This is a genomic window from Pseudomonas fluorescens (genome assembly GCF_902498195.1).
Taxonomy (GTDB): Bacteria; Pseudomonadota; Gammaproteobacteria; order Pseudomonadales; family Pseudomonadaceae; genus Aquipseudomonas; species Aquipseudomonas fluorescens_BU.
Genome location: NZ_CABVIY010000001.1, coordinates 946,872 through 973,306, shown reverse-complemented (window position 1 = coordinate 973,306; position 26,435 = coordinate 946,872). Strand labels below are relative to the sequence as shown.

Here is a 26,435-nt window from a genome sequence, read left to right as displayed (position 1 = left end):
ATGTGGCAGCGGGCTTGTTCGCGAAGACGGTGTGTCAGGCAACATTTTCGTCGACTGATACATCGCTTTCGCGAGCAAGCCCGCTCCCACAGGGTTTTTATGTGTGGTTGGTGGAATCAACCCAGTCCATGCCAGACCCGTCCATCGCGAGCCAATAACGCTTCGGCAGCCTCTGGCCCGTTTTCGCCGGCGGCGTAGCCCTGCACCGTGGCGTCCTCCTGCCAGGCATCGAGGAACGGTTGCACCGCGCGCCAGCCGTTCTCGATGTTGTCGGCACGCTGGAACAGGGTCTGATCGCCGGTCAGGCAATCGTAGATCAGGGTTTCGTAGCCGGTGGACGGCTGCATTTCGAAGAAATCCTTGTAGGCGAAACCGAGTTCGATGTTGTCCATCTTCAGGGCCTGGCCCGGCCGTTTGGCCAGCAGATCGAACCACATGCCTTCATTGGGCTGGATCTGGATCCGCAGGTAGGTGGGCGCCAGCTCATCCACCTCGGTATCGCGGAACTGCGCATAAGGCGCCGGCTTGAAGCAGATGACAATCTCGGTGTCCCGCACGCTCATGCGCTTGCCGGTGCGCAGGTAGAACGGCACGCCGACCCAGCGCCAGTTGTCGATCATCACCTTGAGGGCCACGTAGGTTTCGGTGTTGCTGTCCGGTGCGACCCGCTCTTCCTGACGATAACCCGGCAGGGTTTTGCCATCGACTTCACCGGCCGTGTACTGACCGCGCACCGAATTGGCCCGGGCCTCTTCGACCGACCAGGGACGAATCGCGCCCACCACCTTTGCCTTCTCGCCACGAACCGCATCGGCGCCGAAAGCGGCCGGTGGCTCCATGGCCACCATCGCCAGCAACTGGAACAGGTGATTGGGCACCATGTCCCGCAGGGCGCCGGTGTTTTCATAGAAACTGCCACGGGTTTCGACGCCGACGGTTTCGGCGGCGGTGATCTGCACGTGGTCGATGTAGTGATTGTTCCAGAACGCTTCGAACAGGCTGTTGGAAAACCGGCTGATCAGGATGTTCTGCACGGTCTCCTTGCCCAGGTAATGATCGATGCGGTAGATCTGCTTTTCCGACATGACCTTGAGCAAGCAGGCGTTCAAGGCTTCAGCCGTTGGCAGGTCGGAACCGAAGGGCTTTTCGATCACCACCCGCCGGAACGCCTCGGGGCTCTCTTCGAGCAAACCGGAAGCGCCGAGGCGACGGACCACTTCACTGAAAAATCGCGGCGCGGTGGCCAGGTAGAACACCGCATTGCCGGTGCCGCTGTCGGCGATTTTCGCCGCCAGCGCTTGATAAGTGCTGTCGTCCAGGAAATCGCCCTGGACGTAGCTGATGTTCTTCGCGAGTTGGGCCCACAACTCCGGGTCAAGGGATTGATCGCCCTTGCCGACTTTGCTGGCCACCTCGCTGCGAATGAAGTCTTCGAGTTTTTTCGCGAAGCCCTCATCGCTGATGGCGTTGTGGTCTACGCCGACGATCCGCAGTCCATCCCCGAGCAAACCGTCGCGCTTGAGGTTGTACAGCGCCGGCATCAGCAGGCGCTTCACCAGATCGCCATGGGCGCCGAACAGAAACAAAGTGGTCGGTGGCGCCGGTTCAGTCTTGGATTTCCTGCGGATCGCATGGGTCATTTTTTAGGTGTCTCCACATGGCCGCCGAAGCCGAAGCGCTGGGCCGAAAGAATCTTGTCGCCAAAGCTGCCCTGGCCACGGGAACGATAGCGGGAGAACAGCGAGTTCGACAGCACCGGTACCGGCACCGCTTGTTCCATCGCGGCTTCGATGGTCCATTGACCTTCACCGCTGTCCGCTACCGAACCGGAGAATCCGTCGAGATCCTTATCACTGGCCAGGGCGTCGGCCGTCAGGTCGAGCAACCACGACGAGACCACACTGCCACGACGCCAGACTTCAGCGATATCAGCCACGTTCAAGTCGAAGCGCTGGTCTTCCGGCAGGCGGTCACTGGCCTTGGTCTTGAGGATGTCGAAGCCCTCGGCGAAGGCCTGCATCATTCCGTACTCGATGCCGTTGTGGATCATCTTGACGAAGTGCCCTGCACCGGCGGGACCGGCATGGATGTAACCGCGCTCGGCACGGTCGTCATCGGACTTGCGGTCCCTGGTACGCGGGATGTCGCCCATGCCCGGGGCCAGGCTGGCGAACAGCGGGTCAAGACGAGTCACGGTCCCGGCATCGCCGCCGATCATCATGCAGTAGCCGCGTTCCAGGCCCCAGACGCCGCCGGAGGTGCCGACGTCGATGTAGTGCAGGCCTTTTTCCGAGAGGGTCTTGGCCCGGCGGATGTCGTCCTTATAAAAGGTGTTGCCGCCGTCGATGATGGTATCGCCGGCTTCGAGCAAGGTGCTCAGGGTGGCGATGGTGTCTTCGGTCGGTGCGCCTGCCGGCAGCATGACCCACACCGCTCGCGGTTTGGCCAGGCCAGCGACCAGGGCGGGCAAATCGGCGACGCCAGTGGCGCCCTCTTCGGCCAGGGCCTCGACGAAGGCGGTATTGCGGTCGTACACAACGGTGGTGTGCCCGTTGAGCATCAGGCGCCGCGCAATATTGCCGCCCATGCGGCCCAGTCCAATAATCCCGAGTTGCATGTGCTGATGCTCCCTACTACAAATAAATGTGTGTCAAAGGTTATAGCCCAACGCGACTAATGTGGGTTAGTCCAGAGCGCTGGCATGAAGTTTCCGGGCATTGTGCCCGATCCAGACAGATAACGTCGGGAATCACTGCCAAGACACAGCGACAATGAAAAATAAAAAAGTTCCCTTCACGGGCAAAAGAAATCAAAATTGGCGCCGATAGTAATTCTGGCTCCGATGTCGGGGCAGATTTACAGTTGAGACACGCCATTTGCGAGGTGAGCAATGGGCACAGTACACACCGCACTGCCAGTACAAACCCTTTATGTCACAATCCGTCGCGACGAATTGCGCCAGTTGAAAGACGAACGCGACCAGTTGAAGCAAGAGCTGGCGCAGCTGCGCCTGATGATCCACGGCCAGCAACCTTTACCCGTGACCCGCCGCGCGCCCCACGCCTGAATCCCTCGCTTGTATCGGAAGCGGCACTGTCCCGCTTCCGCTCCGCCCTCGCCTTTCACCCAGCCGCAACTCACGAAGTTTTCACATCGAATTGCTGATACTCCGGTTCATTGTTGCCGCATGTTACATGCGCGCCCCCCGTTCGTCGGCGCCTTATAGCCTGGCGGTGGATGTGATCTTTGGCTGGAGCATCGAATGGCTTGGTTCAAACGCAGCGAAACGTCTGCGAAAGGTTTCGATTGGGCAGGTTTTCTCTGGCTGTTCCTGTTCTTTTGGTATTTCTCGGGCATCACTCAACTGCTGATCCAGTTGACCGGCACGTCCGGTTTCGCCGGATTCCGCCAGGCTTTTGTGATGAGCGCCGTCTGGCTGGCGCCGATGTTGCTGTTCCCCAAGCAGACACGTGTCTTGGCCGCACTGATCGGCGTGGTGCTGTGGGCCTGCTCCATGGCCAGCCTGGGATACTTCTTCATCTATCAGCAGGAATTTTCGCAAAGCGTCATTTTCATCATGTTCGAGTCGAACGTGTCGGAAGCCGGCGAGTACATGACGCAATATTTCGCCTGGTGGATGGTGGTGGCGTTCCTCGCCCACACCGCATTCGCCTGCTTCCTCTGGACCCGTTTGCGCCCGGTGTACCTGCCCCGTGGCCAGGCCCTGGTGGCGGCGACCGCTATTGTGGTGGCGGTGGTCGGTTACCCGTTGCTCAAGCAAACCCTGCGCACCGGCAATTTCGCCGACGGTTTCGAGAAGTTCGAAACGCGAATCGAGCCCGCGGTGCCATGGCAGATGGCCGTGGCTTATCACCGTTACCTGGATACCCTGGCCGGCATGCAGGACATGCTCGACAGCGCCAGCAAGATCCCGCCATTGCACAACCTCAAGGATTCGATGGCCAACCAGCCGGCGACCCTGGTGCTGGTGATCGGCGAGTCCACTAACCGCCAGCGCATGAGCCTCTACGGCTATCCACGGCAAACCACGCCGGAGCTGGACAAGCTCAAGGATCAACTGGCGGTCTTCGACAACGTCATCACGCCGCGCCCCTACACCATCGAGGCGTTGCAGCAGGTGCTGACCTTCGCCGACGAAGACAACCCGGACCTGTACCTGTCGACGCCGTCGCTGGTCAGCATGATGAAGCAGGCGGGCTACAAGACCTTCTGGATCACTAACCAGCAGACCATGACCAAGCGCAACACCATGCTCACGACTTTCTCCCAGCAGGCCGACGAGCAGGTGTACCTGAACAACAACCGCAACCAGAACGCCGCCCAGTACGACGGCGATGTGATCGAGCCGTTCAACAAGGCCCTGGCCGACGCGGCGCCGCGCAAGTTGATCGTGGTGCATTTGCTCGGCACCCACATGAGCTACCAGTACCGCTACCCTGCGACCTTCGACAAGTTCAAGGACCGCAATGGCGTGCCGGCCGGGGTAAACGACGCGCAGTTGCCGACCTACAACAGCTACGACAACGCGGTGCTGTACAACGATTTCGTGGTATCGAGCCTGATCAAGGATTACGCCAAGTCTGATCCGAACGGCTTCCTGCTGTACCTCTCGGACCACGGCGAAGACGTGTTCGATTCCGCGGGTCATGACACCCTGGGCCGCAACGAGAGCAAACCGACGGCGCCGATGTACACCATTCCGTTCATGGCCTGGGCCTCGCCGAAATGGCGCGAAACCCACGACTGGAGCTTTGCCGGCGACCTGGGCCGGCCGTACAGCAGCTCGCACCTGATCCACACCTGGGCGGACCTGGCAGGCCTGAGCTTCGATGAACTCGACCACAGCAAGAGCCTGGTCAGCGACAGCTTCAAGCCGCGCCCCTTGATGATCGGCAACCCGTATTTGCGTGAGCAGCGGCCCTTGATCGACTTCAGCCTGATCAAGCCCAAGGTGAAGCCGGACACGGCGGGAGTCGTGTCGAAGTAACGGTTCCAACACCATCAAAACCTGTGGGAGCGGGCTTGCTCGCGAAAGCGCAGTGTCAGTCGACCAATAGGGGCCTGACACCCCGCTTTCGCGAGCAAGCCCGCTCCCACAGGAGATCCTGGCGCCAATATTAATAATTATTCTCGTTTGGCCCTAAATTCCTCCCCCCTCCTTCGTCTTTGAACAAACGGATTTTTTCAACGACGACAAGGAGTCGGCTGCGATGTTCGCGCCTATCACCCGTTCCATGACTTTTACCCTCGGCCTGTGCGGTGCCGCATTGAGCCCGGATCTGCTGGCCGAAACCGACCCTGAAACAGCGACACCGGGGCCCACCCTCATGCTCGGCGCCACCCAGGTGAACGCCCAGTCCTTGGGCAGCACCACGGAAAATACCGACGCCTACACCACCGGCTCCATGAGCACGGCCACCCGCCTGAACCTGTCGATCAAGGACACCCCGCAATCGGTGTCGGTGGTCACGCGCCAGCAAATGGACGACTTCAAGCTCGGCACCCTGTCCGAGGCCATGAGCCAGACCACCGGCATTGTGGTCCAGCACAACGACTCGGACCGGGTCAGTTATTCCTCGCGCGGCTACTCGATCAACAACTTCCAGGTCGATGGCATGTTGAATACCTTCAGCTACATGAAGTCCGATTCCGACACCATCATTTATGACCGCATCGAAGTGGTGCGCGGCGCCACGGGCTTGACCACCGGTGCCGGTGATCCGTCGGCCACCATCAACATGGTGCGCAAACGGCCCACTTCGCAGTGGGAAGCCAGGACCGGCGTCAGTGGCGGCAGTTATGACGATTACTACAGCTACCTCGACGTCGGCGGCCCGCTGGCCTTCGACGGACGCCTGCGCGGACGCGGCGTGGTGGCCTATCGCGACAGCGATTCGTACCGCGACAAGTACCAGCAGCAACGCGAAGTCGGCTACGGGGTGCTGGAAGCAGACCTGACCGACGACACCCTGCTGGCCGTGGGTTACGACTATCAGAACAAACACGTCCAGGGCACGTCCTGGGGCACCGTGCCTTACTGGAATTCCGATGGCAGCAAGGCCCACCTCGGGCGCTCGACCAACATGGCCACGTCCTGGAGTTCCTGGCCGCTCAAGGACAAGACCGCCTTCGCCAACCTCGATCAGCAACTGGGCGGCGGATGGCAACTCAAGGCGGCGTACACCCATCGCGAAAGTGACACCGACGGCAAGATCTACTACGGCGGTGGCGGGTTCCCGAACGCGGATCGCAGCGGCATGGTCGCCAACGTCAGTCATATGATCGGCACCCAGAAAATGCAGGCCTATGACTTCAACGTCTCGGGCCCCTACTCGCTGTTCGGCCGGGATCATGAACTGATGGTGGGGTATGGCGAGGCCGAGCGCCGCGAGGATTCGCCCTACACGGTCGACGGCCCGCGAGCGGCGAATTACGAAAACATCCCCGACTGGAAATACATGGGCGATATCGGCAAGTTCCCCGACACCGTCACCGGCCTGACCGGCTCGAAAGACTCTACCCGGCAGAAGGCCGGTTACCTGGCGACGCGCCTGAACCTCACCCATCAACTGCACGCCGTGCTCGGCAGCCGCTACGGCAGCTGGAAGACCTCGACCACCACCAACAGCTACGACGACAACCTGCAACTGAGCGGCGTCGACCACAGCAGCCAGCAACAGAACGACATGTGGACGCCCTACGCCGGGCTGCTGTACGACCTGACCCCGCAATACACGGTCTATGTCAGCTACACCGACATTTTCAAACCGCAGACCAACCGCGACAGCAGCCGCCAGTACCTCGAACCGGTGGTCGGCAGCAACTATGAGCTAGGCCTCAAGGGCAGTTTGCTGGAAGAGCGACTGAACCTGGCGACCGCGCTGTTCTGGAGCAAGCAGGACAACGTCGCCGAGCTTGACGACTCGGTGCCGCCGGACCCGGTCACCGGTGAGGAGTTCTTCAAGTCCAGCGGCAAGGGCAACAAGGTGCAAGGTTTCGAGGCCGAGCTGTCCGGCGAGGTCATGGCGGGCTGGAACATGAGCGCCGGTTATACCTACACCCACTCGGTCGACGGCGAAAAACAGCGCATCAACACGGTCCAGCCGTTGAACATGTTCCGCTTCTCCACGGCCTATCACTTGCCCGGGGAGTGGCAGGCGCTGACAGTGGGTGCCGCGGTGAACTGGCAGAGCGACGTCTACCGAGGCGCCAATCGGCCAGTCGGGCGCCGCGCCAATGGCAGCCTGATCACCGAACGCACGGACATCCGCCAGGCGGCCTACACCGTGGTCAACCTGATGTCGCGCTATGAATTCGACCGGCACCTGTCGGCGTCGCTGAACGTCAACAACCTGTTCGACAAGAAGTATTACGACAACGTCGGGTTTTACAACGGTGTGTACTGGGGAGACCCGCGCACGGTGACCCTGAGCCTGGACTGGAAGCTTTAAGCGATGTTAATTCCCAAATAACAGAATCGGCGGATAATGAGCTTTCGACTTTGATCCATTGATTCACTGACTCATGGACGAAAGGCATCCGACATCTGTAAGTGGGAGGCACACCATGAAACGTACTACGCTGATCCTCGCCGTCCTCATGACGTTAGGTTCCACCGCCGCCTTCGCCGAAGGCGGGGCTGAACGCATGAGGTACTACTACGAAACCCTGCGCTACAACCAACAACTGGCACAGGGCAACATCACGCAAAGCCAGGCTCTGGAACTGCGGGTTCCGGACGATCAAACCGCACAAATGACCGAAACCTACAGACCGAAATGATTGTTACACCTCTGGCTGCTTGCTCTATCAGTCAGAGAGATCCGTTGGGCGTCCTGATGGACGCCCTTTTTTTTGCCTGGATCAAAGTGGCTTGATCCAGAACATCATCCGCCCGTGCGCCGGATCGAATTCGCCCGGGGCAAAGCCGAACTTGCTGTAAGACGCCTGCGCCACCGCGTTGCCTTCCAGCACCTCCAGGGTGATTTTGCAGCAGCCGCGCTGACGGGCAATTTCCTCGACCTTCTGCAGCATCCGCTGGCTCAAGCCCAGCCCGCGAAACTTCGGCACCACCGCTACGTCGTGCACATTGACCAATGGCCGGCAGGCAAAGGTCGAGAACCCCTCGAAGCAATTGACCAGACCGGCCGGCTCACCACCGACAAAGGCCAGCACGCTGAATGCGTGGGGTCGCTTGGCCAGCTCACCCGGCAATTGTTCCAGCACATCCGCGGGCAAGGCGTGCCCGCCGCCCATCGGGTCCTGGGCGTAACTGTTGAGCACCAGGCCAATCGCCTCGGCGTGCACCGGATTGGTGTAGCTGGCCTGAAGTACCAGTATTTCTGCGGAATCCATTTCCATCCTCGATCACGTTCAATAGCCCCCAGTGCGCACTACGCCCTGTAAGGCCCGGTGACGATATCGCGAGCGCGGGTGGAAAATCAAAAGATCGCAGCCTGCGGCAGCTCCTACAGCAAATTCACGTATACCCGTAGGAGCTGCCGCAGGCTGCGATCTCTTGATGTTAGTGCCCCCAGATCAACGCCTCAGTCCAGCCCAACTCGGCAAAATCCTCCGCCCGCAAATGCGACTCGCCCACACAGAAAAACTCGTCCAGCTGCGGCGGTTTCACCGACGTGCCACTGAGCATGGCGTGGACCTGGCCACGGTGATGGAGCTGGTGCTCGAACAGATGGGACAGCAGGCGTAAACGGCTGTCGTGTTGCGGCGTATCCCGGGCGATGGTCACGACCTTGCCCAGCTCGGCGTCGCGCATCTGCTCGCAATAGGCGATCAGGCGCCGGTCGACCTGAGCCTGCTCATGCCGCAGATCCGGGCCCTGGGTGAACGGCTCGTCGTCCTTGAAAAACACATGGCAATCGGGATGCGGATCATCGCCGCGCAATTCGCGCTCCAGGGCATCCACATAAAACCAGTCGCAAGTCAGGATGTGATTGAGGGTTGCGCGAATACCGGGAAAGAAACTGACCCGAGGCGCCGACAGCTCCTGCGCAGTCAATTGGCACCAGGCTTTGGCCAGCCGGTGATTGGCCCAGGCGTTCTGGTAAGCCATGGTCAGCAAATGGTGCGACAGGGGCTGATTCATGCTGATTGCTCCTCAAACTCATGCCTGGGCGAATCGCTCCAGCTGCATCTCCTGCAAGCGACTGAGGGTGCGGCGGAACGGGAACTCCAGGTAGCCCTCGGTATAGAGCGAATCCATCGGCACCTGCGCTTCGAGGTACAGCGGCACCTTGCGGTCGTAGCATTCGTCGACCAGGGCGATGAAACGCCGCACGCCGTCGTCATGCACCGACAGCTGCGGCAGCTCGCGATCCCCCGCGTCCACCCGCACCGCACCGTCCTCGGTGCCACGGGCGATGCGCCCGGCACGTTTCTGTGCGCTCAGGTTGGGGACATCACTTAACAGGATAGCGCTGTAGGTGTCGCACAGGGCCATGAAATCCATGGCGGAAAACGGCTGCTCGCACAGATCGGCGTATCGACACCAGAGCACGCTTTTGCTCGCCTGCACCACGTCCAGCGAACGGTAACCGACCTTGACCGGTTCGCGCGATACCGCCTGGCCCACCGTCAGCAGCGTGAACACGTCCTCCAGTGCGCAGGGTTGTCCCGCTGCTGCCACCCAGTAACGTTGCAGGCCCTGCCCCGGATGCAGGCGATGATCTTCGCCGCCGTCCACCGCGATCACCTGCATGTGCTGTTTGATTGCCGTGATCGCGGGCAGGAAGCGGTCGCGGTTGAAGCCATCGGCGTACAACTGGTCCGGCGGCAGATTGGAGGTGCAGACCACCACCACGCCCTGTTCGAACATCACCTGGAACAAGCGCCCGAGAATGATCGCGTCACCGATATCATTGACGAACAACTCGTCAAAGCACAGCACCCGCACTTCCTCGCTCAGTTCACGCGCCAGGGCCTTCAGCGGGTCGGCCGTGCCGGTGAGCTGGAACGAGCGCTGATGCACCCAGCCCATGAAGTGATGAAAGTGTTGACGCCGCGCGGGAACCCGCAGATGTTGGTGGAACTGGTCCATCAACCAGGTCTTCCCCCGCCCCACCGGGCCCCAGAGGTACACGCCCATGATCGGCGTGCGCCCCTCATGCAACGCTTCATGGCACTTTTGCAACGCCCAGACGGCGTGTTCCTGAGCTTCGTCCTGGACGAAACCCTTTTGTTCGATGGCGTGCTGCCAGGCGCTGAGGGGAGAGTCGACATTCATGCGCGGCAGTATAGGCCCGCATCGAATCCTCCGGTCGGCCGATTTTCAACGAAGTGCCTTGACGATATATATGATTGGCATCATATTTAATAGATGACGAATAGCATTTATTAATAACACCACCGTTTCTTCAGGAGTCATCCCATGCATTACAAAGTGTTCGGCCGTAAAACCGGCCTGCGGGTTTCCGAACTGGCGTTGGGTGCCGGCAACTTTGGCACCGGTTGGGGCCACGGCGCCGAGCGAGACGAGGCCAAGGGCATTTTCGATGGCTACCTGGAAGCGGGCGGCAACTTCATCGACACCGCCAACGGCTATCAGGGCGGCCAATCGGAAGCCATGCTCAGCGAGTTCATCGCCGCCGAGCGCGATCACCTGGTCATCGCCAGCAAATACACCCTGGGGACTACACCGGCGGCCGGCATTTCCCACACCGGCAACAACCGCAAGAACATGGTGCGCGCCGTGGAGGAAAGCCTGAAACGGCTGAAGACCGATCACCTCGATCTGTTCTGGGCGCACATGAGCGATGGCGTTACGCCAATGGAAGAAATCCTGCGCGGCTTCGACGATCTGGTACGGGCCGGCAAAATCCATTACGCCGGGCTGTCGAATTTCCCGGCGTGGCGCATCGCCCGTGCCGACCTGTTGGCCGAAGTACGTGGCTTCGCCCCGATTGCCGCGATCCAGGTCGAGTACAGCCTGGCCGAGCGCACCGCGGAACGCGAGCAACTGCCGATGGCCGAAGCACTGGGCCTGGCCGCAACCTTGTGGTCGCCCTTGGGTGGCGGCTTCCTCACCGGCAAATACCGCAACAGCGAGGGCGACAACCGCGCCACTAAACTCGGCATGCTGGTCCACGCCGAGAAAAGCGCCCGCGAAACCGCCCTGCTCGACACCCTGCTGGCCGTCGCCGCGGAACTGGCAAGCAGCCCGACCCACGTGGCCATTGCCTGGCTGCGCGAACAGGCCAGGCGCTCCACCACCACGCTGATACCGATTCTGGGCTCACGGACCCGTGAACAACTGGATGCGACCCTGGGGGCGTTGAACGTGCAGTTGACGGCGGAGCAACTGGCGCGGCTCGATGGCGTCAGCGACGTGGCCAAGGGTGTGCCCCATGAATCGATCAGCGGTTCGTTTGCGCGGTTCAGCGGTGGCGTAACCCTGGACTTGCCAAAAATCCCGGTCGCCTGACGTTGACCAACATGTGGGAGCGGGCTTGCTCGCGAAGGGGCCGTATCAGTCAATACCTATGTCGACTGACACAGCGCTTTCGCGAGCAAGCCCGCTCCCACATTTGGACGGCGTACTACCTGTCGACCTTATGCCTGGCCGCATACAAACACAGCATCTCCATCGCCAGCGTCGCCGCCGCCAGTGACGTGATGTCCGCGCTATCGTAGGCAGGCGCCACCTCCACCACGTCCATGCCCACCAGGTTGATCCCGCGCAGTCCGCCGAGGATTTCCAGCGCCTGCACCGTGCTCAATCCCCCACACACCGGCGTTCCGGTGCCCGGGGCGAAAGCCGGGTCGAGGCAGTCGATGTCGAACGTCAGGTACACCGGGTGGTCACCGACCCGTGCGCGAATTGCCTCGACAATCGCATCCACCCCGCGCCGATGGACCTGTCGCGCGTCCAGCACGGCAAACCCCTGGTGATCGTCGTTGGTGGTGCGCAGGCCGATCTGCACCGAGCGCGACGGATCGACCAGCCCCTCCTTGGCCGCATGCCAGAACATGGTGCCGTGGTCGATACGCTTGCCCTCCTCGTCCGGCCAGGTGTCGCTGTGGGCGTCGAAGTGGATCAAGGACAGCGGGCCGTGCTGGCGCGCATGGGCCTTGAGCAGCGGATAGGTGATGAAATGATCGCCGCCGAAGGTCAACATCGCGCTGCCCGCGTTGAGGATGTGTTCGGCGTGGGCCTCGATGCATTCCGGGGTCGACTGTGGCGAGCCGTAATCGAAGTCGCAATCGCCGAAGTCCACCACCGCCAGATGATCGAACGGGTCGAAGGTCCAGGGCCAGTGGCGTTCCCAGGCAATCCCGGTGGAGGCAGCGCGTATCCCCCTGGGTCCGAAGCGTGCGCCAGGGCGGTTGCTGGTGGCGGTGTCGAACGGCACGCCGCTGACCGCCACGTCGACACCGCGCAAGTCGCGGCTGTAGCGACGGCGCATGAAACTGGTGATGCCGGCGTAGGTGCTTTCGGCGGCGGTGCCATACAGGCTGTCGCGGGTGATGGCCTGATCGTTTTGCATCGGGACGTCCATCTCGGGTTCCTTATTATTGGCGGCTACGGAAAGCGGTCCACACGCGGGTGCGCTGGCGCATGTCCTTGAGGCTCATGCTGCGGTCGGCGTACAGCCGCCCGCGCACATCGGCGGGCGGGTAGATGTCCGGGTCGGTGCGCACCGCCTCATCGACCAGCGGTGTCGCGGCCTGGTTGGCGGTGGCAAAGAACAGGGTGTTGGTCAGCGCGGCCACGGATTCGGGACGCAGCATGAATTCGATGAACTGGCGCGCGGCTTGCGGGTGCGGCGCGTCCTTGGGGATCGCCAGGTTGTCCTGCCAGACCAGGGTGCCTTCCCTGGGAATCCGGTAGGCAATTTCATAGGGTTTATTGGCCTTGCGTGCCTGATCGGCGGCCATGCTCGCGTCACCGTTGTAAGCCAGTGCCAGGCAGACACTGCCGTTGGCCAGGTCGTTGATCTGCCGGCCGCTGGCCACGTACAGCACCGAAGGTTGCAACTGGTGCAACAAGGCCTGGGCCGCTTCGAGATCGTCCTTTTGGGTGCTGTAGGGATCTTTGCCCAGGTAGTGCAACGCCAGGCCGATCACTTCCTGGGGCGAGTCAATGATCGCGATACCGCAGTCCTTGAGCTGGCTGGCGTATTCGGGCTTGAACAGCAGGTCGAGGCTGTTGAGCGGCACATCCGGCAAGCGCTTTTGCACCGCCTCGACATTCATCCCCAGCCCCAGGGTGCCCCAGGTATAGGGCACGCCGTATTGATTGCCGGGGTCGACCGCCGCCAGTTTCTCCAGCAGGTCCGGGTCCAGGTTGGCGTAGCCTTTGAGGCCCTCATGGGGAATGGCCTTTAACGCGCCTGCCGCCAGGCCACGGGCCAGTACGCTGGATGACGGCACCACCACGTCATAGCCGCTGCCACCGGTGAGCAGCTTGGTTTCCAGCACCTCCGGCGCATCGAAGGTGTCGTAGCGCACATGAATGCCGGTTTCCTGTTCGAAACGCTGCAAGGTTTCAGGCGCGACGTAATCGGCCCAACTGTAGAGATTGACCACCTTGTCCTCGGCCTGGGCCGCCGCGGCCATGGCAAGGAACAGCGCGGGTAAACACATCTTGAATGGGGAATTCATGACGAACACCTGACCGGAAGAAGTGGTTGCAGCGTGCGCCGTCGGATACATTAGTGAAATATCAAGATTATTAACCTGACATTATCCAGGAGTAATGTTTAATGCTCGGTCAACTCCACGACCTCGACCTGCATCTGTTGCGCCTGTTTGTCAGCGTGGTGGAGTGCGGTGGCTTCAGCGCGGCGCAGGGTGAACTGGGCTTGAGCCAGTCGAGCATCAGCCAGCAAATGGCCAGGCTGGAAACCCGCCTCGGCTACCGGTTGTGCAGCCGTGGCAAGGGCGGGTTCAGGATTACCCCCAAGGGCGAGCAATTACTCAGCGCCACCCGTGGGCTGTTCGAGTCCATCGAAGCGTTCCGCCATCAATCCAACGGCGTGGCCGGACGCCTGATCGGTGAAGTGCGCCTGGGCTTGTCCGAAGCGCTGGACCAGTCGGTGCTGCAACGGGTGGCAGGGGCGATCCGGCGTTTTCGCGAGCGCGACGAGTCGGTGCGCATCGAGCTGATGAGCGCGATGCCCGGCGAAATGGAGCGCTTGCTGCTGCAACAGCGGCTGGATCTGGCCGTCGGTTACTTCTCGCAAGTGCAAAGCGCCTTTGATTATCGGCAACTGTTCAGCGAAACCCAGCACTTGTACTGCGCCGCCGGCCATCCGTTGTTCGACGATGACGCACCGGATGATCACGCGCTGCAAGCCTGCGACCGGGTCGATCACCCCTACCGCTTCCTGCGCAGCGACGAGCCGTTTCAGGGAAAACTGTGCTCGGCGCGCGCGGAGCAGGTCGAAGGCACCCTGGCCTTCATTCTGTCCGGCAAACACATTGGCTATCTGCCCGAGCACTTTGCCCGGGCCTGGGAGGACAAGGGGTTGCTGCGGGTGGTGCGTCGCCAGGGCATGAGTTTCGAGGTGGCGTTTCACCTGGCCCGCCATCGGGCGCAGGTGCCGGGGGATGCGCAGAAGGCGTTCGAAGAGGACTTACTGGCGGCGTTTGCCTGAAGCCTGCGGTTTCCTTGCCACCAATGAACCCTGTGGGAGCGGGCTTGCTCGCGAAGGCGATGTGTCAGTCGACACTTTATTGCCTGACACTGCGCCCTCGCGAGCAAGCCCGCTCCCACAGAGGGAATGTGGTGGATGCGGGGTCCATCGCTCGCCACAAAAGGGTGTTTCTGGCATCCTGCGCCTCCATTTTCTGACCCGGCCCGCCTCCTGGCTCGCACATCACCATGACCGCCTCTGAAAAACCCCCGGCCCCGCGCCACAATGACCTGATCTACGGCCTCGACGACCGTCCGCACCTGACCGCCACCGTGTTCGCCGCCCTGCAACATGTGCTCGCCAGTTTCGTCGGGATCATCACCCCGACGCTGATCATGGGCAGCGCCCTGGGCCTGCAAAGCGAAATCCCCTACCTGATCAGCATGGCGCTGTTCGTCTCGGGCCTGGGCACTTTCGTGCAAGCGCGGCGATTCGGGCCGGTCGGTTCCGGCCTGCTGTGCCTGCAAGGCACCAGTTTCTCGTTCATCAGCGTGATCCTCAGTGCCGGTTTCATGGTCAAGGCCCGGGGTGGCGGCACCGATGAGATCCTCTCGACGATCTTCGGCGTGTGTTTTTTCGCCGCCTTCATCGAGGTGGTGTTGAGCCAGTTCATCGGCAAGCTGCGCATGCTGATCACCCCCGTGGTGACCGGCACCATCATCACGCTCATGGGCCTGTCTTTGATCAAGGTCGCCATGACCGACATTGCCGGCGGTTTCGGTGCCACCGACCTCGGCGCGGCCGGCCACCTGGGCCTGGCGGCACTGGTACTCGGGACCATCGTCGTCTTGAACCGGGTGGACGTGCCGTTCCTGCGCCTCGGGGCGATCGTCATCGGCCTGACATTGGGCTACGTCGTCGCCTGGCTGCTGGGGCACGTCGATTTCGCCAGCCTGCCCGCCGTCCCGCTGATGAGCGTTCCGGTGCCGTTCAAATACGGCTTCTCCTTCGATTGGGTGGCGTTCGTGCCGGTGGCGGTGATTTTCCTGGTGTCGCCACTGGAAGCGGCGGGCGACCTGACCGCCAACTCGATGATTTCCCGGCAACCGGTCAAAGGCCCGGTCTACATTCGGCGGATCAAGTCCGGGTTGCTGGCCGACGGCCTCAACTCGGCGATGGCCGCCGTGTTCAACAGCATGCCGATGGTGACCTTCGCCCAGAACAACGGGGTGATCCAGCTGACCGGCGTCGCCAGCCGCTACGTGGCGTTTTTCATTGCCGGCCTGTTGGTCCTGCTCGGGCTGTTCCCGATGATCGGCGCGGTGCTGCAATTGATGCCCAAGCCGGTGCTCGGCGGCGCCGAGCTGGTGATGTTCGGCACCGTGGCCGTGGCCGGTATCAAGATCCTCGCCGAAGCCGGCCTGCACCGTCGCAACATGCTGATCGTGGCGATTTCCATCGGCATGGGCCTGGGTGTGGCGGCCGTGCCAGAGGTTTTGCGTGAGCTGCCCAAGGCGCTGCACAACATTTTCGAGTCGCCGATCACCGTCGGCGCGCTGTGCGCGATCGTTTTGAATATCTTCCTGCCCGAGGAATTCATCGAGCTGGAAGAAGACGATTTCGATCCGGAAGCCTCGATCCTGCAGGTCATGGAAAACCCGGATGTCCCGGCCAAGGGTGAACCCGTCACGCCGCCAGGTGTCGCACAGATGAACCGCTAGACAAATGCTCAAGGGCTGAGCCGCTGGCGGTTCAGCCCTTTTGCTTACGAGTGTACGTCCATGCGCAACTTCCCCGGGTTCATCCTTTCTCTTTTGCTGCTCACCCTGAGCGCCTGTGCCGTTTACCCCAACAACGACCCGCTGAACATCAACGTGGTCGGCCTCCAACCGCTGCAAAGCCAGGACATGGAAGTACGGTTTGCCGTGAAGATTCGCGTGCAGAACCCCAATGGCACCAACATCAACTACAACGGCGTGGCGCTGGATCTTGATATCAACGGCCAGCCCTTTGCTTCCGGGGTCAGTAACGAGTCCGGTTCGCTCGCGGGTTATTCCGAAACCGTGTTGAGCGTGCCGGTCAGCGTCTCGGCGTTTTCCGTGCTGCGCCAGACCTTCGGCCTGAGCCAGGTGCAAACCCTGAACAACATGCCTTACGTGCTGCGCGGCAAACTGGCGGGAGGGTTGTTCGGCACCCGGCGATTCGTCGATAGTGGCAAGCTCAGCCTGCCGGAGCCCACGTCCGGCAATCGTTAAGTCCGCTCCAGGGAGCTGCAAAGAACATGGATGCCACCCCCCTCCTTCACACCGAACGCTTGATCCTGCGCCCGCTGGAATTGGCCGACGCCGAAGCCATCCAGCAACAATTCCCGCACTGGGAGGTGGTGCGTTACCTGAACGCCCTGGTGCCATGGCCGTATCCCGCCGACGGTGCCCTGACCTACCTGCGCGACATCGCCCTGCCGGCGATTGCCCGTGGCGATGAATGGCATTGGTCGATTCGCCTGAAATCGGCGCCCGGGCAATTGATCGGCAACATCAGCCTGATGAACGAGCAGGACAATAACCGTGGCTTCTGGCTCGGTCCGCAGTGGCAGGGCCGGGGCTTGATGACCGAAGCCAGCGAAGCCGTGACCCGGTACTGGTTCGAGACCCTCGGGCGTGACGTGCTGCGCGTGCCAAAAGCGGCACCGAACGCCGGATCGCGCAAACTGTCGGAACGTACCGGCATGCGCTTGATTCGGACCGATGAGGGCCAATTTGTCGGTGGGCGATTTGCCAGCGAGGTCTGGGAAATCACCCGGGATGAGTGGCTTCGCCTACGATGAAAGACTTTGTGGGAGCGGGCTTGCTCGCGAAGACGGCGTGTCAGGCAACATGGATGTCGACTGATACAACGCCTTCGCGAGCAAGCCCGCTCCCACAGGGTTATGCGTTGAAACGCACGCCCGGTCTGGCCCGCTCATCCACGCTCAACTCGAACACATCCGGCCGCGCATAGTGACCGACCACGTCGAAGTCATAGCGGGCGCGGATCAAGTCGTCGGTGTCGATTTGCGCCGTGAGCAGACCGGCCTCACCGCGCAACGGCCCGGCCAGGATGTCGCCCATCGGCCCCACGATCAAGCTGCCGCCGGCTATCAACGGACGATCCGCCGGCCAGTTGGCGACCTCCTGGCCCAAAGCCTGCGGCGAATCCTGCACCTGGCAGGCACTGACCACGAAGCAGCGGCCCTCATGGGCGATGTGACGCATGCTGACCTGCCACATTTCACGCTCGTCCACGGTCGGCGCGCACCACACCTCCACGCCTTTGGCATACATCGCCGTGCGCAGCAGCGGCATCATGTTTTCCCAGCACACCACCGCGCCAATCCGCCCGACCTGGCTGTCGATCACCGGCAAGGTCGAGCCATCGCCCTTGCCCCAGATCAGCCGCTCCGTGCCGGTCGGCATCAATTTACGGTGCTTGCCCACCAGCCCCGCCTGCGGATCGAAATACAGCGCGGTGCAGTGCAACGTGCTCCCTGCGCGCTCAATCACACCGATCACTAAGTTGGCCCCGGTACGCGCCGACAGCCCCGCCAGCGCGTCGGTTTCCGCACCGGGCACATCGATGGCATTGGCAAAATAGCGGGCAAAGGCTTCGCGGCCTTCCGGCAGCCGGTAACCCAGTTGCGTGCCGAACGCCTCGCCTTTCGGATAGCCGCCCAGCAGCGCCTCGGGCATCACCACCAGGGCGGCGCGCGATTCAATGATTGCGTTTTCCCAGGACAGAATCAGTTCCAGGGTGTCGGCCTTGCCGCCGGGCAAGGCGCCGATTTGCAGTGCGGCAACAATGGATTTTGGCATCACGACAGCTCCGTTGGCATCAGGTGTTGCTCATTCTCGAACGCCACGGGATCATGAATAAAGCCCCATTCACTGCTGAATGATATGAACACCATGAATATCGCCGATATCGATCTCAACCTGCTCAAGGTCTTCGAAGCGCTCCACGAGGAGTCCAGCGCCAGCCGTGCCGCACTGCGCCTGGGCGTGACGCAGTCGGCCGTCAGCGCGGCGTTGCGCCGGCTGCGCGAGGTGTATGGCGATCAGTTGTTTGTGCGCACCGGCCGCGGCCTGGCGCCCACCCTCAAGGCCAATCAACTCAAGCCGGTGGTCAGCGATGCGTTGAACAAATGCCGCCAGAGCCTGGCGATGGTCGACCCCGGTGCCCACCATTACGACGGACGCTCCGTGACCCTGGGCATGTCCGATGATTTCGAGATTGCCTTCGGTCGGCGACTGATCGAGGCAGTCGCCCGCAGCACCCCGAAACTGCGTCTGATCTTTCGGCAGACCCACAGCCAGATCGTCGCCCAGGCGCTGATGGAGCGCAGCATCGACCTGGCCATTACCGCCGGCGGATTTGCCGAACGCCTGCTCAGTCGCCAGGTGTTGGGTGAAGGCGATTACGCCTGTCTGGCCGACCCGCTCAGCCTGGCCGCTGGGCAGCACGGCATCAGCCTTGAGGAGTTTGTGGCGCGCGAACACATCCTGGTGTCATCGGGGGGATTTATCGGCATCACCGACGAGGGGCTGGCGGCACTGGGGTTGAGCCGGCGGGTCTGTGCCTCGACCACGCATTTTGCGGCATTGCCTTACCTGCTCAAGGGCAGCCGGGCGGTGGCAACCATTCCCGCCCATGCGGCACGCAGCATCGCGGCGCTCAGCGGTCTGGCGCTGCTGCCCTGCCCGTTGGCGTTGCCGCGCTACCCGATCGAACTGGGCTGGCGCACCAGCACCCAGCTCGACCCGGTGGTGGTGAAGGTACGCGAGGCGATTGTCGCGTGTTTTGCGTAACCGTTACTTGTTGGCCGCCATCAGGCGATTGACTTCACTGCGCACCATGTTCGAGAACTCTGGCGGCGACATGCCATCCAGTTCGGCGCGGACCCACTCCGCCCATTTGCCCTTGCGCTTGGCGCGTTCGCCAAACAGCCGGGCCGCTTCGCCCTTGGCTTTGCCCAGGTTGTTTTGCCAGAGTTCGAACAGACGGGATTTTTCATCTTCCAGCGCCGCGCGCTCGGCAAGGGATTTGTCGGCCAGGTTGAAGCTCATGGGAATGTCCTGCTGCGTAAAATAGGCGACATCTTACACTGTAGGACGAAACGTCCTGCGCTGGATTTTCATCGGGATCGCGGCGGCACGCAAAATCGCTGCAACTTTTTCAATCCCGGCGCACTCCATTGTTCACTGTCACTTACCTGCAAGGAGTACTTCAATGGCCCGCAAAACCGCCATGCAAGCCGCCGAAGATCAAATCAAGGACCAGGCCTTCAGCGAACTTCAGTTGCTGATCGAAGAGTCGGAAAAATTGCTCAAGAGCAGCGCCTCACTGGTGGGTGAGGAAGCAGAGACACTGCGTGGGCAAATCGCCCTGAAACTCCAGCAGGCCAAGGACTCGGTGACCAGCGTGCGCGATCGGACGCTGCCTGCGGTCGAGGCCACCGAAACCTACATTGGCGGTCATCCTTGGCAAACCGTTGCGGTGTCGGCGGGTTTCGGGCTGGTAGTGGGTTTGTTGCTGGCCCGGCGCTGAACATAAAATCAAACGCGGTACCTGTGGGAGCGGGCTTGCTCGCGAAGAGGGCGTATCAGGCAATATGGATGTCGACTGATACAACATCTTCGCGAGCAAGCCCGCTCCCACACTGGATTGCGTTTAACTGACGCCCGCCAACTCCCGCAGATTCGCCAGCGTCTGCGCCTCCAGCTCGATACCGTTGGCTTGCGACTTGCCACGTTGACGATGACGGCGATCCCCCGGCAACCGCTTGAGTCCCACCCCGTGCATCTGTCGCACCAGTTCCTGGCTGCGTTCGGCGAAGCTCTGCCCGGCGGCCTTGCTCGGGTCGATGACGATCAGCAATTGGCCGGTCCACGGAGTCTTGGCGCCGGGGTGGTTTTTCCAGTCGAACTCGAACGAAAAGTTGCCCCCGGTCAACGCGGCGGCCAACAGCTCCACCATCATCGACAGCGCCGAGCCCTTGTGCCCGCCGAATGGCAACAGCGCACCGCCTTCGAGAATCGCTTTCGGGTCCTGGGTCGGCTGACCGAGGCCATCCACGCCCATGCCCGGTGGCAAACGCTCGCCCTTGCGTGCGGCAATCTGCACGTCGCCATGGGCAATGGCGCTGGTGGCCAGGTCGAACACGATCGGCTCGCCGTCGGCACGCGGTGCGGCAAACGCAATAGGGTTGGTGCCGAACAGCGGTCGATCGGCGCCGTGCGGCACCACGCAGGTCATGCTGTTGACCACGCTGAGCGCCACCAGCCCCTCATAGGCGAAGGGCTCGACATCCGGCCACAAGGCAGCGAAATGGTGGGAGTTGCGGATGGCGAGCACCGCGATGCCGGCGCTGCGCGCCTTTTCCACCAGCAGGGCCCGGGCCGCCGCGAGCGCCGGTTGCGCAAAGCCGTTGCCGGCATCGACCCGTACGAAGCCCGACGCCACGTCCTCGACCACCGGCACGGCCTTGCCATTCACCCAGCCGCTTTGCAACGTCGAAACATAACCAGGGATGCGAAACACCCCGTGACTGTGCGCGCCGTCGCGTTCGGCGCCGGCGCAGTTTTCGGCCAGCACCCGGGCGACATCGGCAGAGGTGCCATGACGCAGGAATATCTTCTCAAGCAATGCTGTCAGCTCAGCGAGGGACAGGTTTTGCGAGACAACAGCAGACACATCATCGAGTGGTGCGGACATCTGAAGCTCCAGACTAATTATTGGAGGGAACAACAGCGTTTGTAGACCGCCGATTAACAACGCTCGGCGAGCGACCTGTCAACCCTTCGATAGGGCCTGTTTGCATGAGCATCGGCCACCCGTGCTCTAACTATCTACCACCTGCGACTTGGCGACGGATTTTAGTCTCGAACCTCAACCTAACGCCGCTTTGAGCGGCGCCCCGAGTGAGATTCGACGATGTCTACACCTACCCCTCCCCTGTATTTCCCGCAGGCCCGGCACGCACCCGGGCAATGGCCTGACCTGGGCAAGGCCCACGGGCTGACGCAAAAGGATTTCCAATGGATCCGCCACGTGCAATGGGCCACCGATGCGTTACGCGGTCAGCAAACCCCACCGATGCGCGCCGAGTCCATCCTGCTTGCCACGGGAGCCCTGGCCCTGCCCCTGGCGGGCAGTTTTGTATTGAGCGCACTGCCCGATGACAACGGCGAGATTCTCTACACCCCTTACGCGGGCATTAAAAAATTCGCCGACCGCACGACGTTATCCGCGCACTTGAAAAGCCAGCTGGACAACGCGGACGAAGACGATGACTTGCTGGCCTTCATGTCATTGGCCGCGCGCAAGGCCCTGGCCGAAGCCAGCGACATCCGGGTGACCTTCCAGACCATCGACGGCGACATTTTCGACGATCAACGCACCGTGATCGAACACAACCTGCGCAGTAACGATCAGGCCATGGTCGACGAACTGCAAAAACTGCCGACGCTCGACGCGCTGCTCGACAGCGTGCTCGAAGCGCTGCTGAAAGCCGATTTCCCCGGGCTGGATCAGCGTCGGACCCAGGTCGGTTTTTATGCCGAAACAGCCACTCCTGCCGACGCACAGCCTGCAACGGCTCGACGCTGGATCAACTCCCTGTCCCTGAGGGACGCGGTGCTGGCGTATTACCGCCACCAACGATGGCCGCTGGGCCAGCCTGAGTTTTCTCATCCGCAAAGGGCGTCGCAGCCGGCTGACCAGCAACGCTGGGAAACGGCGCTCAAGCGCGCGGCGGATGAACTGATCAGCCAACTGTCCACGCAACTGCACCGCTACTGGAACGAAGCGAGCGTCGACGGCGCCACGCGCCGGGCATTCTTTGCCCGGGCCCTGGGCGAAAAGGCCCGGGCCGACCTGCTGCTCAAGCGTGAAGCCGAAACCATCACCCCGGAACACAGCAGCGCCCTGCACACCTTGATCAAGCCGATCACCGACAGCGCCTCCACGCTGACCCTCGAAACCGTGCGCCTGTGGGAGTACGAGCCCAACTTCGTGGAGCTCGCCGGTTCGCTGATGATCAGCCAGGACAGCGCCCATGCCTTCCTTTACACCCCCGCCGTTGGCTTTCAGGTGCTGAAGGACTATCAGGACCTCAAAGCCACCCTGCAGAACAAATCCACAGTGGCCGGGCACGACGATGAACTCTATGACCTCATGAGCCTGGAGGAACGCCAGCGCTTCATCGGTTTCCATGAGCCGCAGGTGTCCGGCGCCGTGATCAGCGGCGCGGTATTCCCGGCGCTTTTTGAAGCGATCATCAGTAAACAGCTGCAAAACCTGGACTATGCCTTTCAGGTGTTCCGCCACAGTGACGGCGCGGTGAACATCCAGGCCTACTTCGACAAGGCGCTGGACATCCGTGCACTGATCAACGCGCAACAGCCGACACTGGATACCAAGGATCGCTGGAGCACCCGGATTATATTGGCGGGCGAACAACCCTCGCTGGTGCTGGGGGACACGGTGGACACTCACGCGAAGTCGTTTCACTCGGTCGACGCTGCAGTCCGAAGCGAATTTACCGGGCAACCACTGGCCACTCTCGCGCAACAACGGGCATACCTGGAGGACATGAAACCGCGACTGTCCCACGCCCTTTCCGTCGGCGTGCGTGGCGAAGCCACCCTGCGGGAGCTGGGTGGCACGCTGCGCAATGCCGATTGGCACATTGTCGATACGGTCTTCAATCCGGACCGGCCAGACCGAAAAAGTCGCCCGGCGATCCGGGGGTTCCACCCGGATGCCTTCTCCCTGGTCCTTGAGTGTTCGGGTGAAAAGGACGTGATGCCCTTGGCCAATTGCGTCCTGCTGACCGAGCGTGGGGGCCTCGACGTCCAGCATTCCGGGCGCGCAATCCTGTGGACACCCGCAGCGGGACTGGAAGTGTTCAAGAACGTCGCCAGCGCACGGCAACAGCTGAACCTGCGCCTGCTCGATGCCGATAAATGCCTGGGGCTGCTGGAGAACCTCACCCCCGCCCAGCACAAGTTCCACCGACGCTATTCGCTCCATTCGTTGCGACTGATCGAGGGCAATATTTTGCAGGCCCTGGCACAGTCCGGCATTGACCTCTTCCTGGCACGTTGCGAGCGCGTGTACGACTCGACGCTAGCGTCCCCCAAAAAACACACGGCGCTCCAGGCGTTGACCCAAATCCCCATCGACATCAACTTGCCCAGGGCCACCTTGATCGCGAAGGCCATGAGCCAACGGCAATCCCTCCCCGCCTGGCTCGGTATGGCCCCTGTCAAAGAGCAGCAATTTCATCTCGAGTTGCTGGAGCAATACCTCAACAGTGTCACTGACGACACGGACTACCTGCACGGCATAAAACCACTGAAAGACTACGCCCGCGAAACCTTGAAGACGCTGCTCAACAGCCAATTTGCCGAAGCCCTGCTGAACCCCGACGACATTGAGATCACCCCCAATCTGTCCCTGGCAGGCCCCGCCCAATCCTTGACCGACTTTGCCTTGAACCATATCAACGTGGCCCAGGGCACAAGCTTCAAGGTTGCCTCAAAAACCAGCAAACCGTTACCTGCAACCCTCGACCCATCCGCAATCAAACGACTGCTGTCGTCGCTGGACATTCAGACAAGCTTCACAAAACTCGTGACGGACGCCCTGGTGACAGACAGCACCCAGGCGGTGCCGCGCTGGAATCGTTTTGTGCAACAAGTACCGTGGCAACTCCTGCATCACGCCCACGAGTTGAAGCTGCAACAACGCCTGTCCGACGGTGCCTTCGACCTGATTCGACAGGTATTGGATATGCCGGACGCCGTGGCCCGGGCTGCGGTTGAGGGCGCCCACGCCATCGTTCGACCGTTGCAACTGATCAAGACAGCCGGCGCCACTGCTGTCGCGGCGCAGGGTCTGTATTTGATCGGCCCGGGGCCAGGACAGGAGGGCCCACAAGTGTTGTATGCGCCTTACCGTAGCGGTGCGGCATTCACCGAATTCGACAATGACGCCGGCGTGGTCGCGGCGCTCAACACGCCCGGACCCTTGCAGGAATGGCTGCTGCGGCGCGTGCCGGACAATGAACGCGCGGCCTTGCGCAGCCTCTATCAGTCCACGGTCGGGCAAGTGAGTAAAATCAGCCTCGGAGCCAATGTCATAGGCGGCCATTTGCTGACCCATTTGTTCAACGACAACACCGTCCTGCTGCCGCGGATGCTCGCCAGTCAAGCCGATACCAACGGGTTTATGGAGTGGGAAACGGTCAAGCATCTATTCACCGCCGGCATCAAACTGATTCCGGGCGTGTTGCCCGGCAAACTCGCCTGCGGCAGGTTTCTCTGGCAAGCCTTCGAAGACTTTAAAGACTCGGCCGAAGCGCTGCAGGATCAGCACTGGAAAAAAGCACTGCGCGATTTCATCGACGGTGCAGCACAGATGATCACACTGGGCAGATTGTCCCTGGAAGACCAGGTCGAAACCACAGTGACAACCCCGCCCCCCGCTGCGCCGGTCGCGACGCCCGTGGCCGCGCTGCCATGGTCGCAGGTGGATACCACCGCACCGTCGCGCACCCTGCTGCGGCACTTCGAAACCTCGACCGTGCAGTTGAAGGACCTGCTAAAAGACAACAGCGACGGAACGTACCTGGACACCAACAGCCAGCGTCAATACGCCCCCATTGCAGGCAAGGTGTACCCCGTGAAAAAAACCGGGGCCGTATGGCGGATGATCAAAGACCGGCAGGAAGGGCCCGGACTGCTGGAGACGGCCGACAGGCAATTGGTCATTGATCCGGACATCCATACCGTGCACTACGGAAAAAACCTGTCGAAAATGCACAACCGGTTTGTCGCCAGCCACGAAGCACGACGGGTGTTGAACATACAGGCGCGAGGCATGGCCGACATTCGGGAAAAATTCCCCAACGAGGCCCACCAGATTGTGAGGGCTCTCGATATGGCGCGCTATTACGCCTTCAACAGCCTGCATAACCTTGCCTTGCTCAGGTCTTTTGTCCCAGGCACGCGGCTGGAAACCTTTTTCAAAGCCTTCTTCGATGTCGACGACGTCGATGCCGACCTGCTCGACAAAGTCAAGGCGGTCATCGTGCCTGTCTGCAATGCGCTGGTGGACCCTGAAAATGACTTGCTCAGCGGTCATCGACTGATCTTGGGTTCAACCAAGCACCAGGCAGCCGACGTGGGTGCCTTCGTCAATGCCGCCGATCCAGACAAGCGCGTGCACATCACCGACAGGTTTTTTAACCAGCAACTGGAACGGTATAACAACCATTTGACCCAACCCTTTGAGATCGACGCCCACGGCCAGGCCGCCACGCTGATCCACGAGTTGGTCCATCAGGTTGCAGATGCACTGGATTTTGCCTACCTCGAGTCAAGGCGTCCGTTCAGCGATCTTATCGAGACGGTCACTGGACCTGGACAGGCACTTAAACGAGACCAGATCGAGTTCCAGCGTAATGCGCTGTCGCTGAGCACCCCAAGGGAGGAGTTGTTTGCCCGCTGGAGCGCCAGTTCGAAGAAATGGATCAGCTTCGAATCGCTGACAAACGTTTATGACGAAGCAGAGGCGATTCTTGACATCACCGACTGCCCAACCATGGATCAAGCTCGAGATGCCTTCCTGAGCCAGCAAAATGCAGAGCCTCGTATCAAAATCATCTTACGCAATGCCGATTCGGTATCGCGCCTGATATGCGAAATGGGTCGACAACTGGACCGGCCGCCACTGGCACCCTGAAGAGAAAAGTGCGCAGAACCAGGGTTCTGCGCAGCC

The 26,435-nt window shown here is 61.4% G+C and carries 22 protein-coding genes; 12 read left to right on the top strand and 10 right to left on the bottom strand.

The genetic code is table 11. From position 1 onward, the window contains the following. Positions 1–116: 116 nt before the first annotated feature. Complete coding sequence (gene zwf, locus F8N66_RS04510; protein WP_150769024.1) at positions 117–1,640, bottom strand: glucose-6-phosphate dehydrogenase; 1,524 nt, start codon at positions 1,638–1,640, stop codon at positions 117–119. Beyond that, positions 1,637–2,617, bottom strand: a complete 981-nt coding sequence (gene gnd, locus F8N66_RS04505; protein WP_150769023.1) for a phosphogluconate dehydrogenase (NAD(+)-dependent, decarboxylating) — start codon at positions 2,615–2,617, stop codon at positions 1,637–1,639. The genes zwf and gnd overlap by 4 nt, the downstream gene beginning before the upstream one ends. 273 nt (positions 2,618–2,890) lie before the next feature. Here gnd and F8N66_RS31455 point away from each other — a divergent pair, with 273 nt between their 5' ends. From F8N66_RS31455 to F8N66_RS04490, 4 genes are all read left to right on the top strand, one after another. Then, positions 2,891–3,067: a DUF6026 family protein gene (locus tag F8N66_RS31455; protein WP_191622897.1), complete on the top strand. Its 177-nt coding sequence runs from the start codon at positions 2,891–2,893 to the stop codon at positions 3,065–3,067. A gap of 195 nt (positions 3,068–3,262) precedes the next feature. Then, complete coding sequence (locus F8N66_RS04500) at positions 3,263–5,008, top strand: phosphoethanolamine transferase CptA (RefSeq protein ID WP_150769022.1); 1,746 nt, start codon at positions 3,263–3,265, stop codon at positions 5,006–5,008. 223 nt (positions 5,009–5,231) lie between these two features. Then, the gene (locus F8N66_RS04495; protein ID WP_150769021.1) at positions 5,232–7,472 is read left to right on the top strand and encodes a TonB-dependent siderophore receptor; all 2,241 of its coding nucleotides are present in this window, start codon (positions 5,232–5,234) and stop codon (positions 7,470–7,472) included. A gap of 115 nt (positions 7,473–7,587) precedes the next feature. After that, positions 7,588–7,803 (top strand): hypothetical protein, encoded by a 216-nt coding sequence (locus tag F8N66_RS04490; protein WP_150769020.1) that lies wholly within the window; start codon positions 7,588–7,590, stop codon positions 7,801–7,803. An 81-nt stretch (positions 7,804–7,884) separates the two neighbouring features. Here F8N66_RS04490 and F8N66_RS04485 read toward each other — a convergent pair whose 3' ends face one another. From F8N66_RS04485 to zapE, 3 genes are all read right to left on the bottom strand, one after another. Next, on the bottom strand, positions 7,885–8,376 hold the full coding sequence (locus tag F8N66_RS04485; protein WP_150769019.1) for a GNAT family N-acetyltransferase: 492 nt from the start codon (positions 8,374–8,376) through the stop codon (positions 7,885–7,887). A 169-nt stretch (positions 8,377–8,545) separates the two neighbouring features. Then, entirely contained in the window at positions 8,546–9,127 is a 582-nt protein-coding gene (locus F8N66_RS04480) for a DinB family protein (RefSeq protein WP_150769018.1), read from the bottom strand. An 18-nt stretch (positions 9,128–9,145) separates the two neighbouring features. Beyond that, the gene (gene zapE, locus F8N66_RS04475; protein WP_150769017.1) at positions 9,146–10,264 is read right to left on the bottom strand and encodes a cell division protein ZapE; all 1,119 of its coding nucleotides are present in this window, start codon (positions 10,262–10,264) and stop codon (positions 9,146–9,148) included. Positions 10,265–10,408: 144 nt separating this feature from the next. Between zapE and F8N66_RS04470 the strand changes: the two genes are divergently transcribed. Next, positions 10,409–11,461, top strand: coding sequence for an aldo/keto reductase (locus tag F8N66_RS04470; protein WP_150769016.1), 1,053 nt, complete (start codon positions 10,409–10,411; stop codon positions 11,459–11,461). A 115-nt stretch (positions 11,462–11,576) separates the two neighbouring features. Here the strand turns inward: F8N66_RS04470 and speB are convergent, their stop codons facing one another. Beyond that, positions 11,577–12,536, bottom strand: coding sequence for an agmatinase (gene speB, locus F8N66_RS04460; RefSeq protein WP_150769014.1), 960 nt, complete (start codon positions 12,534–12,536; stop codon positions 11,577–11,579). A gap of 13 nt (positions 12,537–12,549) precedes the next feature. Beyond that, complete coding sequence (locus F8N66_RS04455) at positions 12,550–13,641, bottom strand: polyamine ABC transporter substrate-binding protein (protein WP_150769013.1); 1,092 nt, start codon at positions 13,639–13,641, stop codon at positions 12,550–12,552. 101 nt (positions 13,642–13,742) lie between these two features. On the opposite strand from F8N66_RS04455, the gene F8N66_RS04450 reads away from it, so the two are divergent. From F8N66_RS04450 to F8N66_RS04435, 4 genes are all read left to right on the top strand, one after another. Further along, positions 13,743–14,636: a LysR family transcriptional regulator gene (locus tag F8N66_RS04450; RefSeq protein ID WP_150769012.1), complete on the top strand. Its 894-nt coding sequence runs from the start codon at positions 13,743–13,745 to the stop codon at positions 14,634–14,636. 227 nt (positions 14,637–14,863) lie between these two features. Next, positions 14,864–16,336 (top strand): nucleobase:cation symporter-2 family protein, encoded by a 1,473-nt coding sequence (locus F8N66_RS04445; protein WP_150769011.1) that lies wholly within the window; start codon positions 14,864–14,866, stop codon positions 16,334–16,336. A gap of 60 nt (positions 16,337–16,396) precedes the next feature. Next, the gene (locus F8N66_RS04440) at positions 16,397–16,870 is read left to right on the top strand and encodes an LEA type 2 family protein (protein ID WP_150769010.1); all 474 of its coding nucleotides are present in this window, start codon (positions 16,397–16,399) and stop codon (positions 16,868–16,870) included. A gap of 26 nt (positions 16,871–16,896) precedes the next feature. Beyond that, positions 16,897–17,442: a GNAT family N-acetyltransferase gene (locus F8N66_RS04435; RefSeq protein WP_150769009.1), complete on the top strand. Its 546-nt coding sequence runs from the start codon at positions 16,897–16,899 to the stop codon at positions 17,440–17,442. 100 nt (positions 17,443–17,542) lie between these two features. Here F8N66_RS04435 and F8N66_RS04425 read toward each other — a convergent pair whose 3' ends face one another. After that, the gene (locus F8N66_RS04425; RefSeq protein WP_150769008.1) at positions 17,543–18,466 is read right to left on the bottom strand and encodes a carbon-nitrogen hydrolase family protein; all 924 of its coding nucleotides are present in this window, start codon (positions 18,464–18,466) and stop codon (positions 17,543–17,545) included. An 84-nt stretch (positions 18,467–18,550) separates the two neighbouring features. Here F8N66_RS04425 and F8N66_RS04420 point away from each other — a divergent pair, with 84 nt between their 5' ends. Continuing rightward, positions 18,551–19,459, top strand: coding sequence for a LysR family transcriptional regulator (locus F8N66_RS04420; RefSeq protein ID WP_150769007.1), 909 nt, complete (start codon positions 18,551–18,553; stop codon positions 19,457–19,459). 3 nt (positions 19,460–19,462) lie between these two features. Here the strand turns inward: F8N66_RS04420 and F8N66_RS04415 are convergent, their stop codons facing one another. Then, the gene (locus F8N66_RS04415; RefSeq protein ID WP_077044866.1) at positions 19,463–19,717 is read right to left on the bottom strand and encodes a hypothetical protein; all 255 of its coding nucleotides are present in this window, start codon (positions 19,715–19,717) and stop codon (positions 19,463–19,465) included. A 163-nt stretch (positions 19,718–19,880) separates the two neighbouring features. Here F8N66_RS04415 and F8N66_RS04410 point away from each other — a divergent pair, with 163 nt between their 5' ends. Then, positions 19,881–20,198 (top strand): DUF883 family protein, encoded by a 318-nt coding sequence (locus F8N66_RS04410; protein WP_150769006.1) that lies wholly within the window; start codon positions 19,881–19,883, stop codon positions 20,196–20,198. Between the two features lie 123 nt (positions 20,199–20,321). Here the strand turns inward: F8N66_RS04410 and F8N66_RS04400 are convergent, their stop codons facing one another. Continuing rightward, positions 20,322–21,365: an Ldh family oxidoreductase gene (locus F8N66_RS04400; protein WP_150769005.1), complete on the bottom strand. Its 1,044-nt coding sequence runs from the start codon at positions 21,363–21,365 to the stop codon at positions 20,322–20,324. Between the two features lie 219 nt (positions 21,366–21,584). On the opposite strand from F8N66_RS04400, the gene F8N66_RS04395 reads away from it, so the two are divergent. Then, entirely contained in the window at positions 21,585–26,399 is a 4,815-nt protein-coding gene (locus tag F8N66_RS04395; protein WP_150769004.1) for a dermonecrotic toxin domain-containing protein, read from the top strand. Positions 26,400–26,435: the final 36 nt, after the last annotated feature.

Excerpts from the sequence above, each read along its gene's own strand:
- F8N66_RS04445 (WP_150769011.1), top strand. The coding sequence starts at position 14,864 with ATGACCGCCTCTGAAAAACCCCCGGCCCCGCGCCACAATGACCTGATC.
- F8N66_RS04415 (WP_077044866.1), bottom strand. The coding sequence starts at position 19,717 with ATGAGCTTCAACCTGGCCGACAAATCCCTTGCCGAGCGCGCGGCGCTG.
- F8N66_RS04440 (WP_150769010.1), top strand. The coding sequence starts at position 16,397 with ATGCGCAACTTCCCCGGGTTCATCCTTTCTCTTTTGCTGCTCACCCTG.
- F8N66_RS04395 (WP_150769004.1), top strand. The coding sequence starts at position 21,585 with ATGTCTACACCTACCCCTCCCCTGTATTTCCCGCAGGCCCGGCACGCA.
- F8N66_RS04495 (WP_150769021.1), top strand. The coding sequence starts at position 5,232 with ATGTTCGCGCCTATCACCCGTTCCATGACTTTTACCCTCGGCCTGTGC.
- F8N66_RS04450 (WP_150769012.1), top strand. The coding sequence starts at position 13,743 with ATGCTCGGTCAACTCCACGACCTCGACCTGCATCTGTTGCGCCTGTTT.
- F8N66_RS04470 (WP_150769016.1), top strand. The coding sequence starts at position 10,409 with ATGCATTACAAAGTGTTCGGCCGTAAAACCGGCCTGCGGGTTTCCGAA.
- F8N66_RS04480 (WP_150769018.1), bottom strand. The coding sequence starts at position 9,127 with ATGAATCAGCCCCTGTCGCACCATTTGCTGACCATGGCTTACCAGAAC.
- F8N66_RS31455 (WP_191622897.1), top strand. The coding sequence starts at position 2,891 with ATGGGCACAGTACACACCGCACTGCCAGTACAAACCCTTTATGTCACA.
- F8N66_RS04425 (WP_150769008.1), bottom strand. The coding sequence starts at position 18,466 with ATGCCAAAATCCATTGTTGCCGCACTGCAAATCGGCGCCTTGCCCGGC.
- F8N66_RS04485 (WP_150769019.1), bottom strand. The coding sequence starts at position 8,376 with ATGGATTCCGCAGAAATACTGGTACTTCAGGCCAGCTACACCAATCCG.
- F8N66_RS04455 (WP_150769013.1), bottom strand. The coding sequence starts at position 13,641 with ATGAATTCCCCATTCAAGATGTGTTTACCCGCGCTGTTCCTTGCCATG.
- F8N66_RS04490 (WP_150769020.1), top strand. The coding sequence starts at position 7,588 with ATGAAACGTACTACGCTGATCCTCGCCGTCCTCATGACGTTAGGTTCC.
- zwf (WP_150769024.1), bottom strand. The coding sequence starts at position 1,640 with ATGACCCATGCGATCCGCAGGAAATCCAAGACTGAACCGGCGCCACCG.
- F8N66_RS04420 (WP_150769007.1), top strand. The coding sequence starts at position 18,551 with ATGAACACCATGAATATCGCCGATATCGATCTCAACCTGCTCAAGGTC.
- gnd (WP_150769023.1), bottom strand. The coding sequence starts at position 2,617 with ATGCAACTCGGGATTATTGGACTGGGCCGCATGGGCGGCAATATTGCG.
- F8N66_RS04410 (WP_150769006.1), top strand. The coding sequence starts at position 19,881 with ATGGCCCGCAAAACCGCCATGCAAGCCGCCGAAGATCAAATCAAGGAC.
- zapE (WP_150769017.1), bottom strand. The coding sequence starts at position 10,264 with ATGAATGTCGACTCTCCCCTCAGCGCCTGGCAGCACGCCATCGAACAA.
- F8N66_RS04500 (WP_150769022.1), top strand. The coding sequence starts at position 3,263 with ATGGCTTGGTTCAAACGCAGCGAAACGTCTGCGAAAGGTTTCGATTGG.
- F8N66_RS04435 (WP_150769009.1), top strand. The coding sequence starts at position 16,897 with ATGGATGCCACCCCCCTCCTTCACACCGAACGCTTGATCCTGCGCCCG.
- F8N66_RS04400 (WP_150769005.1), bottom strand. The coding sequence starts at position 21,365 with ATGTCCGCACCACTCGATGATGTGTCTGCTGTTGTCTCGCAAAACCTG.
- speB (WP_150769014.1), bottom strand. The coding sequence starts at position 12,536 with ATGGACGTCCCGATGCAAAACGATCAGGCCATCACCCGCGACAGCCTG.